16 protein-coding genes and 3 pseudogenes are annotated in these 14,388 nt (G+C 66.8%); 12 read left to right on the top strand and 7 right to left on the bottom strand.

The window, feature by feature from the left end:
- The first annotated feature begins 166 nt into the window (after positions 1-166).
- The 4 genes from KM176_RS23775 (at position 167) to KM176_RS23790 (ending at position 2,604) form a co-directional block, all read left to right on the top strand.
- On the top strand, positions 167-517 hold the full coding sequence (locus KM176_RS23775) for a hypothetical protein (RefSeq protein ID WP_215558817.1): 351 nt from the start codon (positions 167-169) through the stop codon (positions 515-517).
- A gap of 175 nt (positions 518-692) precedes the next feature.
- Entirely contained in the window at positions 693-1,394 is a 702-nt protein-coding gene (locus tag KM176_RS23780; protein ID WP_160897334.1) for a peptidoglycan-binding protein, read from the top strand.
- Positions 1,395-1,424: 30 nt separating this feature from the next.
- Complete coding sequence (locus KM176_RS23785; protein WP_160897290.1) at positions 1,425-1,619, top strand: hypothetical protein; 195 nt, start codon at positions 1,425-1,427, stop codon at positions 1,617-1,619.
- Positions 1,620-1,797: 178 nt separating this feature from the next.
- A complete protein-coding gene (locus KM176_RS23790) occupies positions 1,798-2,604 on the top strand; it encodes a DNA adenine methylase (RefSeq protein ID WP_160897335.1) in 807 nt (268 codons plus the stop codon).
- A 165-nt stretch (positions 2,605-2,769) separates the two neighbouring features.
- Here the strand turns inward: KM176_RS23790 and KM176_RS23795 are convergent, their stop codons facing one another.
- Positions 2,770-3,735, bottom strand: coding sequence for an AraC family transcriptional regulator (locus KM176_RS23795; protein ID WP_215558834.1), 966 nt, complete (start codon positions 3,733-3,735; stop codon positions 2,770-2,772).
- A gap of 57 nt (positions 3,736-3,792) precedes the next feature.
- Between KM176_RS23795 and KM176_RS23800 the strand changes: the two genes are divergently transcribed.
- Positions 3,793-4,527 (top strand): SDR family oxidoreductase, encoded by a 735-nt coding sequence (locus tag KM176_RS23800; protein ID WP_160897172.1) that lies wholly within the window; start codon positions 3,793-3,795, stop codon positions 4,525-4,527.
- A 379-nt stretch (positions 4,528-4,906) separates the two neighbouring features.
- Here KM176_RS23800 and KM176_RS25390 read toward each other — a convergent pair whose 3' ends face one another.
- The gene (locus KM176_RS25390) at positions 4,907-5,245 is read right to left on the bottom strand and encodes a hypothetical protein (RefSeq protein ID WP_408004288.1); all 339 of its coding nucleotides are present in this window, start codon (positions 5,243-5,245) and stop codon (positions 4,907-4,909) included.
- Between the two features lie 325 nt (positions 5,246-5,570).
- Between KM176_RS25390 and KM176_RS25090 the strand changes: the two are divergent.
- The 3 genes and pseudogenes from KM176_RS25090 to KM176_RS23815 form a co-directional block, all read left to right on the top strand.
- Positions 5,571-5,824 (top strand): annotated as a pseudogene (locus KM176_RS25090) (S-(hydroxymethyl)glutathione dehydrogenase); the annotation flags it as partial.
- A 553-nt stretch (positions 5,825-6,377) separates the two neighbouring features.
- Entirely contained in the window at positions 6,378-6,578 is a 201-nt protein-coding gene (locus tag KM176_RS23810) for a hypothetical protein (RefSeq protein WP_202398107.1), read from the top strand.
- 113 nt (positions 6,579-6,691) lie between these two features.
- A complete protein-coding gene (locus KM176_RS23815) occupies positions 6,692-7,180 on the top strand; it encodes an LLM class flavin-dependent oxidoreductase (protein ID WP_202398106.1) in 489 nt (162 codons plus the stop codon).
- Here the strand turns inward: KM176_RS23815 and KM176_RS23820 are convergent.
- From KM176_RS23820 to KM176_RS23835, 4 genes and pseudogenes are all read right to left on the bottom strand, one after another.
- Positions 7,136-7,399, bottom strand: a pseudogene (locus KM176_RS23820) (transposase); the annotation flags it as partial. The gene KM176_RS23815 and the pseudogene KM176_RS23820 sit on opposite strands and share 45 nt — an antisense overlap.
- Positions 7,400-7,622: 223 nt before the next feature.
- Positions 7,623-8,651, bottom strand: a complete 1,029-nt coding sequence (gene dctP / locus KM176_RS23825) for a TRAP transporter substrate-binding protein DctP (protein ID WP_160897170.1) — start codon at positions 8,649-8,651, stop codon at positions 7,623-7,625.
- 62 nt (positions 8,652-8,713) lie between these two features.
- Positions 8,714-9,967 carry an alpha-hydroxy acid oxidase gene (locus KM176_RS23830; RefSeq protein WP_160897169.1) on the bottom strand — a complete coding sequence of 418 codons (1,254 nt, stop codon included), beginning with the start codon at positions 9,965-9,967 and terminating at the stop codon, positions 8,714-8,716.
- Position 9,968: 1 nt separating this feature from the next.
- A complete protein-coding gene (locus tag KM176_RS23835; protein ID WP_160897168.1) occupies positions 9,969-10,697 on the bottom strand; it encodes a FadR/GntR family transcriptional regulator in 729 nt (242 codons plus the stop codon).
- Between the two features lie 112 nt (positions 10,698-10,809).
- On the opposite strand from KM176_RS23835, the pseudogene KM176_RS25395 reads away from it, so the two are divergent.
- Positions 10,810-11,168, top strand: a pseudogene (locus KM176_RS25395) (hypothetical protein); the annotation flags it as partial.
- A 22-nt stretch (positions 11,169-11,190) separates the two neighbouring features.
- On the opposite strand, the gene KM176_RS23840 reads toward KM176_RS25395, so the two are convergent.
- Positions 11,191-12,345 (bottom strand): serine hydrolase domain-containing protein, encoded by a 1,155-nt coding sequence (locus KM176_RS23840; RefSeq protein ID WP_160897167.1) that lies wholly within the window; start codon positions 12,343-12,345, stop codon positions 11,191-11,193.
- 66 nt (positions 12,346-12,411) lie between these two features.
- On the opposite strand from KM176_RS23840, the gene KM176_RS23845 reads away from it, so the two are divergent.
- The 3 genes from KM176_RS23845 to KM176_RS23855 all read left to right on the top strand — a co-directional run bounded on the left by KM176_RS23845 (position 12,412) and on the right by KM176_RS23855 (position 14,277).
- A complete protein-coding gene (locus KM176_RS23845) occupies positions 12,412-13,041 on the top strand; it encodes a TetR/AcrR family transcriptional regulator (RefSeq protein WP_160897166.1) in 630 nt (209 codons plus the stop codon).
- Positions 13,042-13,426: 385 nt separating this feature from the next.
- Complete coding sequence (locus tag KM176_RS23850; RefSeq protein WP_160897165.1) at positions 13,427-13,765, top strand: hypothetical protein; 339 nt, start codon at positions 13,427-13,429, stop codon at positions 13,763-13,765.
- 26 nt (positions 13,766-13,791) lie between these two features.
- On the top strand, positions 13,792-14,277 hold the full coding sequence (locus KM176_RS23855; RefSeq protein ID WP_160897164.1) for a hypothetical protein: 486 nt from the start codon (positions 13,792-13,794) through the stop codon (positions 14,275-14,277).
- Positions 14,278-14,388 lie beyond the last annotated feature (111 nt).

Consider the following 14,388-nt stretch of genomic DNA (forward strand, 5'->3'; position numbering starts at 1 on the left):
TACGACGGATCAGGCTGGTGGTGGTCTCCGGTGTGGAAGAACGTGCCGGCCTCTGCCACGGCGACAGGGATAAAGGATCAGATCGCCCGGGATGACGACTACTTCTACGTCTGCACCGGAACGAACGTCTGGAAGCGCGCCGCGCTGTCGAGCTGGTGAGGGGACGATGAGCGATCCGACGAAAGATCCCGCCGTGATCGGCGGGCTGGCCGAGGCGCTGCGCGCCTGGCGCGAGACCCTGCCGGAACAGTTCTTCGCGCTGCTGCTGTCGGGCGTAGCCGGCGCCTGGGTGCGCGCGGTCTTCCTGCCCGAGATGCGCCTGGTCCGCCGCCTGGTCGAGGCCCTGGCCGGGGTCTGCTCGGCGATGACCCTGGGCTGGCTGCTGGGCGCGATCCTGGATGGGTGGACCGATGCCGGCACGCCCGCCTATTGCGGCGCGGCCTTCGCCATGGGCGAGGGCGGCATCGCCGCCGTGCGCCGCCTGCGCAAGGCGATCCTCCGCCGGGTCGGGGGCTGAACGGGCAGGGTGGGACCGGGCTGGCAATCGGCAAATCACACGCGCCAGGGTCTGGCGCACCCGGTCCCGCGCCCAGAGTGACCGCGCCTTCCTAACAAATCGCTAACCATCCCTGCCCCGGCGGGGATCCTGCCCCTGGCCTCGCTCAGCGGGGCCTTTTGCATTGGAGAAACCCATGACCGACATGACCCTCGGCCTGACGCCCGAGATCCGCGCCGCCGCCGAGGCCTGCGGCTGCACGCCTGCGCAGACGGCCTATATCCTGGCCACCGCCGCCTGGGAGACCGCCGCCCGCCTCGAGCCGGTGCGCGAGGCCTGCTGGCTGAGCGCGGCCCGCGCCGAGGCCTATCGCAAGGCCAAATCCTACTATCCCTGGTACGGGCGCGGCCTCGTGCAGCTGACCTGGGATTACAACTACGCCGGCGCCGGCGAAAAGCTCGGCCAGGACTTCACCAGCGATCCCGACACGGTGCTGGCGCCGGACCCGGCGGTGCAGATCCTGGTGCGGGGGGCCATGGAGGGCTGGTTCACCGGCCATGCGCTGCCCGAGTACGTCTCGGAGACGCGCTGCGACTTCGAGGGCGCCCGGCGCGTGATCAACGGCAGCGACCGCGCCGCTGATATCGCCGCGCTGGCGGTCGAATACCTGGCCGCCCTCCAGCCCGACACCCGCCGCACCCTGCGCCGCGGTGCCACCGGCGCCCCGGTGCCCGAGCTGCAATCGCGTCTCACCGCCGCCGGCTTCGACCCGGGCGCAGCAGACGGCCGCTTCGGGCGCCGCACCGAGGCCGCCGTCGAAGCCTTCCAGGCGGCCCGGGGCCTGATCCCCGACGGCATTGCCGGCCCCGCCACCTGGGGCGCGCTGCTGGCTGCCTGACCCATCCCAACCCGAGAAAGGACCCACCCCATGACCAATATCTACGTCCGCCTGATCCTCTACGTGCTCTCGCCGCTGCTGACCGCGCTGGTGGCGCTGCTGCCCGGCTGGGGGATCGGCTTTGGCGATGGCGTGCTGACCATCGACCTCTCGACCCTCGCGGGCGCCCTGGTCGCGGCCCTCGGCCTCAGCGCCGGCGTCTTCGCGAAATGGGGGATCAAGTAGATCCCTCCCGGGAAGGGGCGTGCGCGCCCCTTCTGCCCCCGGACGGGGGCAGCGGTGCCTCAGCACCGCCACCCTGCAGCCCAGTTTGCAGACCGGCTGCACCGACGACCCAGACGGATCCCGTCGCCCGACTCTCGCGAGAGTGCGGGCGTTGTGGCTGGAACTTATCATGAACACAATGCAAAAGGTGGCGCCGGCGGCGCCCGTGGCCCCCTGGCTTGGCGGCAAGCGGGCGCTGCATCGCCGGATCATCGCGCGGATCGACGCGATCCCGCACCAGACCTATGCCGAGCCCTTCGTTGGCATGGGCGGCGTCTTCCTGCGCCGCGCCTGGCGCCCGAAATGCGAGGTCGCCAATGACCTCAAGGGCGAGATCACCAATCTCTTCCGCATCCTGCAACGCCACTATCCCCAGCTGATGGAGGTGATGCGCTTCCAGATCACCTCGCGCCGGGAGTTCGAGCGCCTGCGCGCCACCGATCCGGCGACGCTGACCGACTTGGAGCGGGCCGCGCGCTTCCTCTACCTCCAGCGCCTGGCCTTTGGCGGCAAGCTGGGCGGGGTGTTCGGCGTCTCGCGCGATCATCCGGCGCGCTTCAGCCTAGCGCGCCTGGAGACGCTGCTGGAAGAGGCCCATGAGCGCCTCGACGGGGTGGTCTTCGAAAACCTCGACTGGGCGGATCTGATCGCGCGCTATGACGGGGCAGGGACGCTGTTCTACCTCGATCCGCCCTATTGGGGCGGGGAGGGCGACTATGGCCGCGAACTGTTCTCGCGCGCGCAGTTCGCCCGGATGGCCGAGCTCCTGGCCGGCATCAAGGGTGCCTTCATCCTGTCGATCAATGACCGCCCCGAGGTGCGCGCGCTGTTCGCGGACTTCCGGTGTGAGGAGGTCGGTTTGAGCTACTCTGTTGCGCAAGGCGGCGCGACCGAGGCCCGGGAGCTGATCCTCAGCAACCGGGAGATCCGGATGGGATTGCTGTAGCTGGAGGCAGGCAGGGCCTGGGCCCGATGGGGCTCAGGTCCGGCCGTGCTGGGTTTGCTACGCGCAGGAAGAGGGCTCCAAGCTTGGCGTACTGCTTCCCGCCTAATCAGGCAATTCCCGGCCCATAGCGACCGTTACGCTGCTGCCTGAAATACCGACGGAATCTCAAAGTATTGACGTGCTAACTTTCCCACGAGCGTCCGCACTAGGCGAACGCCCGAAGGTGCGCATAAACGCCTGGGAAAACGCGCTTTGCGATTGGTAGCCGACGGCATGAGCAACGTCGGCGACGGTAGTTTCGTCCTGAAGCAACCGTCTGCGTGCAAGTGTCAGGCGCCAGGAGCGCAAATACGATAGGGGCGGCTGACCGATGCGACGACTGAATTCTGCCGAAAACGCGGCCCGTGACATGCCGGCGACAGCGGCAATATCAGCCACGGTCCAAGCACGGGCGACATCTGCGTGAAGGGCCTGCAGGGCCCTGCCGATCCGGGGGTCGGACAGCGCGCCGAACCATCCGCATTGGTCTGGTCCGGCCTGCTCGGCATAGGCGCGAAATGTCTCGACCAGAAGAAGGTCTGCCAGGCGTGCGCCCACGATCGTGGACCCGATCGCGCCTCGCTCGATCTCCTGCGACATGTGCGACAGTATGGTCGAGATCGCTTCGGCCCCGGCGGTGTGGCGCTGAACAGGGATGAAGTCCGACAACATATCCAACAGGAAATCGGCATTCGGCCCTGAAAAGGCGACCGTTCCGCCGATCGAAACCACCTCGTTCCCGCCGAGGTGAACAAAGTCCCGAAGGGGATCCTCAAAGAGCTGCCGCCCGTCCTGTGGCACCAGCGTCGGGTCACTGGAAACGGCATAGTCCGTAGTCCCGATCAGGCAGACATCCCCGGCCTGCATCGGGAGCGGCGCGCGTCCCTCCGGCTGCATCCAGCACATCCCTCGCAGCACGGCCACGAATTTCAACCGGTCCAGTGCTGGGAACGAGAGCGCCCAATCCCCGGAGGCCTCCAGGCGGGTCTGCCGCGTCACTCGAGCGCCGAGCACTTCAAGCACGTCGGAGAGCGGATCGGGCTGAAACGTAGACGATTGCGACAATTTCATGGACCTCTTGGCATCGTTCATCTTGCGATGGTGCCATATATCCTTGGCAAGCGAAACAGACCGAAAGGGCCGCAACTCATGACACTCGAAGGTAAAGTGATAGCCATCACTGGCGCAAGCAGCGGTATCGGACGTGCCACGGGGACACTACTGGCCGCCCGAGGCGCTGCGGTGGTGCTGGGCGCTCGCCGCGAACCGATCCTTGAAAATCTGGTCGCAGAGATCATCGCCGATGGTGGCAAGGCGGCTCACAAGGCGACGGACGTGCGCCGCCGCGCCGACCTCGAAGCACTTGTGGAAACCGCTGTCCAGCGGTTCGGCAGGCTCGATGCCATCGTCAACAATGCCGGCATTGGCCCGATCTCGCGCTTCGACGCGCTGCGGGTCGATGAGTGGGACGCAATGATCGATGTGAACCTGCGCGGCACGCTCTACGGAATTGCGGCCGCCCTTCCGGTCTTCGCCCGGCAGGACTGCGGGCATGTCATCAACGTCGTGTCCACGGCCGGGCTGAAGATCCTGCCCACGATGGGGGTCTATGCCGCGACCAAGAATGCGGTGCGAACGGTGACCGAGGCGCTGAGGCAGGAAGCGGGGCCGAACCTGCGGGTGACCGAGGTATCTCCAGGCATGGTTTCGACGAACTTCACGCAGACCATAACGGACCCCTCGGTCAAGGAGATGATCGACGGTCGGATGGGCGATATCGGAATGGCCCCGGAAGCGATCGCTCGGGCAATCCTCTATGCGCTCGAACAACCGGGAGATGTCGACGTTGGGAGTATCGTGGTGCGACCAACAGCACAGGGCTGACGGAGGTAGCGAACGGCAGCAAAGTCCGCCCAGCCGACCTTCAGCCTCCGAAAATGCTGCGCGATGGACGAATGGCCGGTCTGGTGAAGCTGCACCGCGGCGGTCGGCCAGGGACCGAACGGCAGGTTAGGGCCGGTCTGCGTGCCTTCCCTTGCACGCCTGCAACAGTCGCGGCATGATCTGGTATCGGTCGACAGAATGGGCCACGGGTGGAAGACGTCGCCCGTTCCTCACCGCCCGACGCCTGCCGTGATCGGGAGCGGCCTTCCGGCACATCACAACAGGCTTTCCTAAGGGACTGATATTCCATCTCTCTTCGGAAAGGTTCTGGATTTGGGTACAGGGGGTCGTGAGTTCGAATCTCGCCGCCCCGACCACTTCACCAAGAGCTTACGGCAAACTCCGGGGCGAGATTTCGCGCCGTTGTGCTGGTGTTGTGCGGCTTGATGTCGACGCCGCAATGGGCCTGCATTTCGCGGGCCAGTGCACGGCATTCGCAGGCCCGCACCCGGTCCTGGCTGTCGTCCTGTGCGCCGGTCAGCCCCAGCGGGGTCTTGGGACAGCCCATCCGGCGGAGCTTCGTGCCGGGCTTCCAGTACCAGACGTTCCGGAGACGCACGGCGGATCTGCTCTTGCGCGACGGGTGCCGTGCAGGGATGTGCTCCTCCAGATCGACGTCGCCGAACAGTGATCCTGTACCCTCGTCCGATCTGCGCATCGCGACCTTTGTCCGTGGCGTGGTGCCAATGAAACATGGTCCATGAAGACTGCCGAGGCCGGAGCTTTTCAGCCCCCTCTCATTTGGCCCTTTGTAACGCCTGCGGTCCCCGCAAGGCATGGCATCGACCTTGTCGCGCTTGGGGCCTGACGTGAGCACACTTGTCTTGGTCAGCCTCCGCAACTCCTGCTGCCCTGCGGGGCGATTCAGGGCCTTTGCGAAGTGCGCGATCTTCTTCGCATGGATTGCCGCCGCCGTGGCCAGGAGGGTTGGTTTGACGTCCGGCGCATCGGCGAGACGCGAAGTGAGCTGGGCCCTGCGGGCTTCGAATGTGGTCAGTGTTGCGCCTTCGGGGGCGGAAATCACGATCCGTCCGTTCCAGCTGGTGACGGGCCCCCTCTGGAAGGGTTCTGCCTTCGGCGGCGCCCGCGGACGCATCGATGTGGCGAAATTCGTCGACTGGTATTGGACGCCAAGATCCAGATCGTCCCGATGATCGCCCACAAGCTCAAGCCCGAGGAGATCAGCTTCGGGTTCGAACGGAGGCACGCGGGCAAGTCGATCCGCGCATTCGCGGTGGCCGGGGCAATGGCGCTTTCCTTGTCCCGCCGCATGGAGCCCTGCGATCTTGGGCCGTGCCCTTGATTCGCGGGCGCAAAACCTGTGCCGCGGAAAACTCTTCTCCCGGCCATGGCCCTGACGACGGCTTTCGCCTCCGGACACGGGGGAGTTTGGAATGGCCCCGGGGACGCTTTCGATCGTACCAATTACCTACGGATGAAGTCGCCAATTGGAGCCGCCATGCCCGGTCCCCGTTTGCAGCCTTTGCCGGTTCCCGGAGCCGCCTGTCCAGGACCCGCAGGCTGGTCGAGACCGCGGCCGCCCATGCCAGGGCCCGCTTTCGCGGCGACCGGCATACGCGGGTGATCGCGCATCGGCTGCCGCTTGGCTTCTTCGGGGCGCCCTCCCTGCCGACCGGGCCCTGTGCCGCTGCGGCGGATGGTCCCGCAGGCGCGCCGCGTGCTGCCCCGGTCCGCGAGCGCCTTGATCGCGCGGTGGCGCAATGCGCCCCGCATCTTCCCCATCCCCTTGCCGCAACCTTGCCCGCAGCCCGCTGAGACAGGCGTTCCCGATGACCAGCCCTGCAAAGAAACGCATCATCCTCAACGCCTTCGACATGACCTGCGTCGGTCATCAGGCAGCCGGTCCCTGGCGCCATCCGTCAAGCCAGGCGTTGCGCTACAATGACCTCGAATATTGGGCCAACCTCGCGATCGAACTGGAACGCGGCGTCTTCGACAGCCTGTTTATTGCCGATGTCGTCGGGGTCTAAGACGTCTAGCGCGGCTCGGCCGACGCGGCGCAGGTGCCGGTGAACGACCCGTTCGGCGCGATCTCGGCGATGGCGGCGGTGACGCGCCATCTGGGCTTCGGGTCACCGCGGCGGTGACCTTCGAGCATCCCTATCTGCTTGCCCCTCGGCTCTCGACGCTCGATCATCTGACCAAGGGACGCGTCGCGTGTAACGAGGTGTCGTCCTACCTCCCCAGTGCGGCGCGCAACATCGGGATGGATCGGCAGATCGGCCATGATGCGCGTTATGACCTTGCCGAGGAATACATGGAGGTCGCCTACAACCTGTGGGAGGGCAGCTGGGAAGAGGGCGCGGTGCTGCGCGACAAGGAGAGGGGGATCTTCACCGATGCCGCGAAGGTGCACCCGATCCGCCATCAGGGCGAATACTTCAAGGTGCCCGGCTTCCACCTGTGCGAGCGGTCTTGTCGGACCGGGCGGGAAGCGGGTGTTCAAATGCGCCGTGTCCAAATACGAGCCATGCGCAGTTTTGATTTTCCATGCTGCACGCCCGGGAGCCCGGGGCGGACCTCGTTGTCAGCCACGCCAGAAAAGGGTGGTTGCGGCGAGTGCGATCATTGAGAAAAAGGTCTTCGGGTATCGGTCATAACGGGCCGCAACCCATTGCCGGTCCTTGAGCCTGCCGAACATGGCCTCGATCCGGTTGTGCCGCTTGTACCGGCGCTTGTCGCAACTGACGGGCGCCGTCCGCTTCTTTCGGCCTAGGGTGTAGGACCGTATCATATTGTCCTGAAAGGCTTCTCTGAACCAGTCGCCATCGTTGCCGCGATCTTCGAACAGCCGCTTCACGTTGCCCCCCTGATCGGCACCGCGCCCGATGTCATCGCGGGCGGGGCCGGTCTTCAGACAGGTCGATGGGGCGGCCCCTGACGTCCATGCGCGGCAGACGCCAGTTTGCCCGCGTCCTTGGATCGCAACCGTGCCTCGTTCCGATCCCCGGGGCTGTCCGTATTGGTCGGGCCTGGGCCGGAGGATGCCGCCCGGAACGGGCGGCATCCGCAGTTCAGTCGTCCAGCAGGCCGATCTGGTGCATGTAGGCGACATGGGCCTCGTAGACCTTGCGGGCCAGCGGGCTTTTTTCGGCATAGGCCTCCCACTGGGTGCGCGCGACGGCGCGCAGCTTGTCGCGGTCTTCCTGCGCCCAGTTGATGACGGTGATGTTCGGATCCGCAGTGTCGCGGGCCACCAGGGCCTCGTCCTCGGCGGCGACGGCTTCGCGGAGCGCGATCATCGCGTCATACCACCAGTCCCGCAGCGTCGCCTGGTCCTCGGGCGAGAGGTCCTCCCAGGTGGCGGTCGACAGCGTGAACTGCATCGACGGCATGGAATGGATGCCGGGATAAAGCGGGTAGGGCGCGACCTCGTGAATGCCGATGGCATCGTTGTTCACGTAGGCCGAGACATCGGCGGCATCGACGATCCCCTTTTCCAACGCGCCGAAGACCTCGGTGAAGGGGATGTTGACCGGGGTGGCACCGGCGGCCGCGAACACGGCCGAGGCCAGCCCCTCGGGCGCGCGGATCTTCTTGCCCTTCAGGTCGTCGAAGGTGCGGATCGGCACCCGTGACACCAGCGCCTCGCGCGAGTAGGGGCCGCAGGCCACCACCGTCACCTCGCCCTGCTGGATGACGTCCATCGCCTCCTGCAGGAGCGCCGCGCCCGGACCTTCGCGGCAGAAGCCCATCATCTGCTCGGGCGTATCGTAGCCCGCGATCAGGTCACCCAGCAGCCCGAAGGCGGGTTCGACGCCGGAAAAGTAGTGCGGGCCCGTCCAATCCCCGTCGAGCACCCCCGCGGCCACGGCCTCGGGCGTCTCGCGCGGTGGCACGACGGCGCCGTTCGAGACCAGCGTGATGTGGATCCGGCCATCGGTCCGCTCGGCGATCTTCGGCAGCCATTCCTCGGTCAGGAAGCGGGTCGAATAGTCGCCCGAGCTGAACGAGGTCTGAACCGTCAGGGTCTGGGCGCCGGCGGCGGTGGCCGCCAGCAGGCTGGTGCCGCACAGCAGAAGTGCGGTGGTCAGGTGTTTCATGATGTCCTCCCTGGAATAAACCCCGGCTCCTTCCCCCGGGGGTCGTGGGTGCGCCGGCTCCGTCAGGACGGCGGCGCGGCCTTCCCGCCCTCGGGGCGGGGATGGCGGAAACGGTCGAGCGACAGGGCCTCCCGCCCCATCTCCGACACGCCCGTGAGCCCGAGCATGCCCAGATCGGCGCGCAGCTCGGTCGTCAGGATCCCGATCGCGTGGGCGACCCCGGGCTGCCCGGCAATCGCCGAGGCATAGTTGAAGGGACGTCCGACGAAGACGAAGGCCGCCCCCAGGCCGATGGCCTTCAGGATGTCGGTGCCGCGCCGGAAGCCGCTGTCGATCATCACCGGCAGCTCCGGCACGGCGGCGACGATGGCGGGCAGGGCGCGCATCGGGGACAGGGCGTGGTCAAGCTGGCGCCCGCCGTGGTTCGACACGATGAGGCCGTCGATCCCCGCCTCGCGGGCCAGCCGCGCGTCCTGCGCAGACAGGATGCCCTTCAGGACCAACTTGCCCGGCCATTCCCGCCGGACCTGCGCGACCTGTGCCCAGCTCAGCTTTTCGCGCCCCGAGAAATCGCGCACCGCGCGGGACGACAGCAGGGGCGCGCCGCGATGGGCATCGGCATTCTCGAAATGCGGCATGCCGTGGCGGGCGAAGGTCCGCAGGAAGGTGCCAAGGGCCCAGCGGGGGTGGGTGATCCCGTCCCAGGCCAGCTTGGGACCCGGACGGATCGGGGTGCGGTAGCCGGTGCGGATGTTGTTCTCGCGGCTGGGCACGACCGCGGAATCGACGGTGATCACGAAAGTGTCGATGCCCGCCGCCCGGACCCGCGCCACCAGCGCCGAGATCGCCTCGGGCGCGGGGGGAAGGTAGGCCTGATACCAGGCGCCGGGCGCGACGCGCACGATTTCCTCCATCGGGATGAGGGAGGCCGCGCTGATCACCATCGGCAGGCCTGCGGCATCGGCAGCGGCGGCAAGGGACAGGTCGCCCCTGTAACCGCTGAGCGCGCTGACCCCCATCGGCGCGATCCCGAAGGGCGCGGCATGGACCCGGCCCAGCAGCGGGGTCTTCAGGTCGCGCCCCGAGACATCGCGCAGCACCCGGGGCACCAGGTCGATCTCGGCGAAGACGCTTCGGTTGCCGTCACGGGCGGCGTTGGTCTCGGCCGCGCCTTCGACGTAGCCGAAGATCGGTCGGGGCAGGTGGCGGGCGGCGGCGCGTTCGAAATCCTCAAGGGCCAGGATGCGGCGCAGCCGGGCCGGCGGGCGCGCGGGGTGGCCCTGGGCGGGGACGGCCCCGGCAAGGGTGACGGTCATCTCAGCGCGCCTTATGGGGGGACAGGCTGCGGTGCAGGCTTTCCAGAACGCGCTCGAGATGGCGGCGCATGGCGGCCTCGGCGCGGTCCGGATCGCGCGACAGGATGGCCTCGGCCAGGGCCACGTGGTCGGCGTGGTTGTGCTGGCGGGCCTCGGCCCCCTGCATCGCCAGAAGGCGCTTCTGCTCGGCCCCGTAGACCCGGATCAGCGACAGGATCGTGTCGGCCAGGATCGGGTTGCCGGCGGCCTCGGCGATGCGCGCGTGGATGTTCATGTTTGCCTGGGACTGACTGACCTGAGGCGGGGCGCCCTCTGCGGAAAGCGCGCGGGCGGCGGTCTCGATGGCGGTGCGCAGGCTCTCGGCCTGATCGGAGGTGATGTGTTGCGCGGCGCGGCGCGCCAGCAGCGGCTCGATCGCCAGCCGGGCATCCAGCAGGTCGCAGAGGGTCCGCTCATCCCGGGGCGCGGCATCGGGATGGCCGGTGATGACCGGAAGCCGCGTCTGCAGCAGGTACATGCCCGACCCGTGCCGGATGTCGACCACGCCGAGATTGGCCAGGCGCTGCATCGCCTCGCGCAGGGTGGGCACCGAGACCCCGAACCGTTCCGCAAGTGTCTTGATCGCAGGAAGCCGGTCGCCCGGGCGCAACCCGTCGCTGCGCACCATCTCCAGCACCGCCTGCATCAGCACGTCGCCCAGCGACGGGGTTCTTTCGAGTGTCCGGACCATTTCCCCCTCCCAAAGTAATCAAGTCATCTGATGACTATATCACTTCAGATCACCCGTCAAGGCGGTGGCGCCGTGCCGTTCAGGCCGGGGGGCGTCATCCGGCACACCGCCCGCTGACAAAAGGGGGTGCGGTCGCCTGACGGGGCGAACCAGAGGAGGAGGTGTGAACACCAAGCTGACGCCATCTGCGACGGGTGGCGATTACATCGGCACAGGCGCATTGCTCTGCGGCCTGCCAGACGTCAAACGGTTGGGCGGAGATCATGTTCGTGAGGTTGGCCCGGATAGGGAAGCGTCTCAGGACAAGGGGATAAACGCCTGAAGTCCGGGCCGAAAGAAACGCAAGAGACCGGTCAAGTACCCCTTTCGGGCCATGGCGTCGTGATGCCCTGTCGGGCAGTGGACAAACGCCGGTACAAGCGGTGCAAGCGCATGGAGATCATGTTCGGAAGGCTGAAGGGCTGGCGGCGATGCCCACCGCCATGCCCGCACTTCAGTCCGCGATGGATCCATAGACGGCATCCCTGATGTCCGTCGGGAAAGCACCGGACATGCCTTCAAAGGCCGTATTGGTCAGCGCGACCACGCAGAGATGGTTTGCGCGGTCGATGAACCAGCTATGGCCGTAGGCGCCGCCCCATTGCAGCGTGCCGGGGGCTTGCGGGGTGCCGGTCGGGCCGGGATCGACCAGCACCGCACTCCCGTAACCAAAGCCCCAGCCCAGACCCTGCGTTTCGGCCCGGGGGCCGACATGATCGGCAGCCATCAGGTCGATGGTTTCGGGATCGAGGATCGGCGCACCGCCCATGCGCAGCGTCTCCAGGAACTGCAGGATGTCATCCGCCGTCCCGGCCAGCCCGGCCCCGCCCGACGGATAGGATTTCGGGTCGAGGATACGCGAGGGGGCGAAGCGCGCGGTGGTCCCGAAGACCGGCACCTCGATCCCTTCGGCCATCGGTACCGGCCGGGGCGTGCCGTCAGCATAGGGCGTCACCAGTCTTGCGGTGTCGCGAACGGCAAAGTCGGTATCCGCCAGCCCGAGCGGCCCTGTCACCTTTTCCCGGACGATCTCGGCAAGGCCCCGGCCTTCGACCGCCTCCAGAACGCCGCCCAGCACGTCGAGGCCAAGCGAGTAGCGCCACCCCGTTCCGGGTGCGAAGGCCAGAGGGGCCGCCGCCAGCCGGGCAAGGTTTTCCTGCAGGCCGAGGCCCGGCTGGTCGAGACCATCCGAGACATTCAGCCGGTGATACGGGCCATCCGCCGTTTCCAGAAACCCGTAGCCCAGCCCGGATGTGTGGCTCAGCAGGTGATGCAGGGTGATCTCGGGGCGCGTGCCATCCGGCAGGGCGGGGCGGAAATCCGGCAGGTAGCGCGTCACCGGTGCCTGAAGCTCCAGACGGCCTTCGCGCACCAGCTGCAGGACGGTGGCGGTCACGAGCGGCTTGGTGATCGAGGCAAGCCGAAAGATCGCATCCTCTTGCATCGGCCTGTCGCTCTCCCGGTCGGCCAGTCCGGCAGCGCGGCGGTGGAGGATCCGGCCCTCATGGGCGACCAGAACGACGGTCCCCACGACGCGGTTTTCCGTCAGAGCCTTGTCGATGGCGCTGTCGATGCGGGCGGGAGCTTGGGAAAAATCAGGGAGACTCATGCGGCGCGACTCTCTATAATCACAATGATCGTTCCTGAATAATGCAAGGTCGAAGGTATTTCTAGAGTGACCGATGTGAAAAATATCAAGGCGCCGCCCCGGCGGCGCGGGAGGCCCCGCGCCTTTGATCGCGACGAAGTGCTGGCACGCGCGACCGAGACATTCTGGCGGCTTGGCTATGAAGGGGCCTCCATCACCGATCTGACGGCCGCGATGGGCATCACGCCACAAAGCCTTTATTCGGCGTTCACATCGAAGGCCGAGCTCTACCGGGAGGCGCTGGGCTGGTATCAGAGCCATGTCGAGGCAACGACAGCCCGCGCCCTTGAGGAAGACGATGTGGGAATGGCGCTGGCGCGGGTTCTGAACGATTCCGCGCATGAGTTCACCCGCCCGGAGCGCCCCCGCGGCTGCATGATCTCGATGGCCGTGCTCGCCTGCGCGGTCGAGAACCAGCCGGTCGCGCAGCATGTCTCGTCTCTGCGCAATGAAACGCTCGATGCGCTGAAGGCCCGCATCGCGCGTGGCGTGGACGAAGGGCAGCTCAGGCCCGGAACCGATGTTGCCGCCCTTGCGCGTTTCGTCGGCGCGATGATCCAGGGCATGTCGGTGCAGGCGCAGGACGGTGCGTCGAAATCCGCGCTCTCGGCCATGGCCAACCTTGCGATTGCAGAGATCGAGCGTCACCGCGTCTGAGGGCCCAACTGGCCTCCGCCAGGCCATGGGCGGTGGTCCCGCCTCAGGGGTGATCGGCTTTGCGGGGCGATGTTCCAGGGAAACATTTGCCGATCCTGCGGGCCGGGTGACCGGCGGCAATGGCTTCGGGGAGGGGGCACCGTCAGATGGGTGAAAAGCGCGACGCCGTTGATCTTCGAGGTGTCGATTATGGAGGCGGTGCGGGCCCGGGCGCCGCCGCCTTCGTCGTGGCCGGCGAAGAGTGCGTTCCTTCTCGACAAAGAGAGCGGGCGGATCAGGCTTTCGATGGTGTCGGGTACGATATGGGCACGCTCATCGTGAGGGATGTTTTGAAGGCCGCCCCACGGGCCGTGGAGGGAGGTCAGCGTCTCGGGGAGTGCTTGCCATGCACGACATGGATCAGCTCCGCGATGAGGTGTGCGAGCCGCCGGTTGGCGTCCTTAAGCGCATCGCGCTCCTGAAATACCGCCAGCATGTCGGCGCACTGGCCCTCGGGGATCGCCGACAGGTCGCAGGGCGGGACGCCGGACATGGGCGGAGTGTGCTCCACCGCTTGGCCCCTCGCAATGACCTCGAGGGGCATGACACGACGCTTGCTGCCGCCAGGACCTTCGCCAATCGTGAGGCCCTTTTGATGGGGCAGTGGGATGCCGGGGACCTGAAACAGCATGGCCGCAATGTCGATGTTGGCGGCGGGCATCATTTGGATAACATTGCCGAATGAAAACATGCCGCCTGAGGAGATACCTTATGCCAGACTTGGCGCAACTGACCGCTGGCGAACTCCTCGCGCTCCATGCCCAGATAGGTGAAGAGCTGCGGTCGCGGGGCGTCTTGCGCACTGCCAACAACCCGACCGGCGATCTTGCCGAATACCTTTTCTGTGTTGCCTTCGGCTGGACGCAGGCGCCGAACTCAGCGCGGGGATTTGACGCGACGGGCCCGGACGGGACACGCATCCAGATCAAGGGGCGGCGGGTTCACCGGCGCAACCCTTCGCGCCAACTCTCTGCGATCCGGGACCTTGCGGGTGGGCATTTCGACGTGCTGGCGGGCGTGATCTTTGATGATGACTTCCGCGTGGTCAGGGCGGCTCTGATCCCGCTCGACGTGGTGGAGGCGCGGTCAACCTATGTCGCCCATACCAATAGCCACAAATTCATCCTGCGGGAGGATGTGTGGTCCGCCGTCGGCGTGCGCGACGTGACTGCCGAGGTTGCAGCGGCAATGCCCTGACCCTTGCGGCTGACAAGAGCTTCCATCGCCTCTGCAATGATCCTGAGCGGATCACTCCTCCGATCTTGTTTCATGATGCGAGGAAAAGCCGGTTGGGCGGGCCGTTCCTCG

Origin of the sequence: Pseudooceanicola endophyticus, from assembly GCF_018760365.1 — a bacterium.
Classification (GTDB): Bacteria; Pseudomonadota; Alphaproteobacteria; order Rhodobacterales; family Rhodobacteraceae; genus Pseudooceanicola; species Pseudooceanicola endophyticus.

Coding starts and splice junctions, on each gene's coding strand:
- dctP (WP_160897170.1), bottom strand. CDS start 8,651: ATGAAACACCTGACCACCGCACTTCTGCTGTGCGGCACCAGCCTGCTG.
- KM176_RS23855 (WP_160897164.1), top strand. CDS start 13,792: ATGCCAGACTTGGCGCAACTGACCGCTGGCGAACTCCTCGCGCTCCAT.
- KM176_RS23780 (WP_160897334.1), top strand. CDS start 693: ATGACCGACATGACCCTCGGCCTGACGCCCGAGATCCGCGCCGCCGCC.
- KM176_RS23850 (WP_160897165.1), top strand. CDS start 13,427: ATGCACGACATGGATCAGCTCCGCGATGAGGTGTGCGAGCCGCCGGTT.
- KM176_RS23840 (WP_160897167.1), bottom strand. CDS start 12,345: ATGAGTCTCCCTGATTTTTCCCAAGCTCCCGCCCGCATCGACAGCGCC.
- KM176_RS23830 (WP_160897169.1), bottom strand. CDS start 9,967: ATGACCGTCACCCTTGCCGGGGCCGTCCCCGCCCAGGGCCACCCCGCG.
- KM176_RS23810 (WP_202398107.1), top strand. CDS start 6,378: ATGACCAGCCCTGCAAAGAAACGCATCATCCTCAACGCCTTCGACATG.
- KM176_RS23790 (WP_160897335.1), top strand. CDS start 1,798: ATGCAAAAGGTGGCGCCGGCGGCGCCCGTGGCCCCCTGGCTTGGCGGC.
- KM176_RS23795 (WP_215558834.1), bottom strand. CDS start 3,735: ATGAACGATGCCAAGAGGTCCATGAAATTGTCGCAATCGTCTACGTTT.
- KM176_RS23785 (WP_160897290.1), top strand. CDS start 1,425: ATGACCAATATCTACGTCCGCCTGATCCTCTACGTGCTCTCGCCGCTG.
- KM176_RS23800 (WP_160897172.1), top strand. CDS start 3,793: ATGACACTCGAAGGTAAAGTGATAGCCATCACTGGCGCAAGCAGCGGT.
- KM176_RS23775 (WP_215558817.1), top strand. CDS start 167: ATGAGCGATCCGACGAAAGATCCCGCCGTGATCGGCGGGCTGGCCGAG.
- KM176_RS25390 (WP_408004288.1), bottom strand. CDS start 5,245: ATGCGCAGATCGGACGAGGGTACAGGATCACTGTTCGGCGACGTCGAT.
- KM176_RS23835 (WP_160897168.1), bottom strand. CDS start 10,697: ATGGTCCGGACACTCGAAAGAACCCCGTCGCTGGGCGACGTGCTGATG.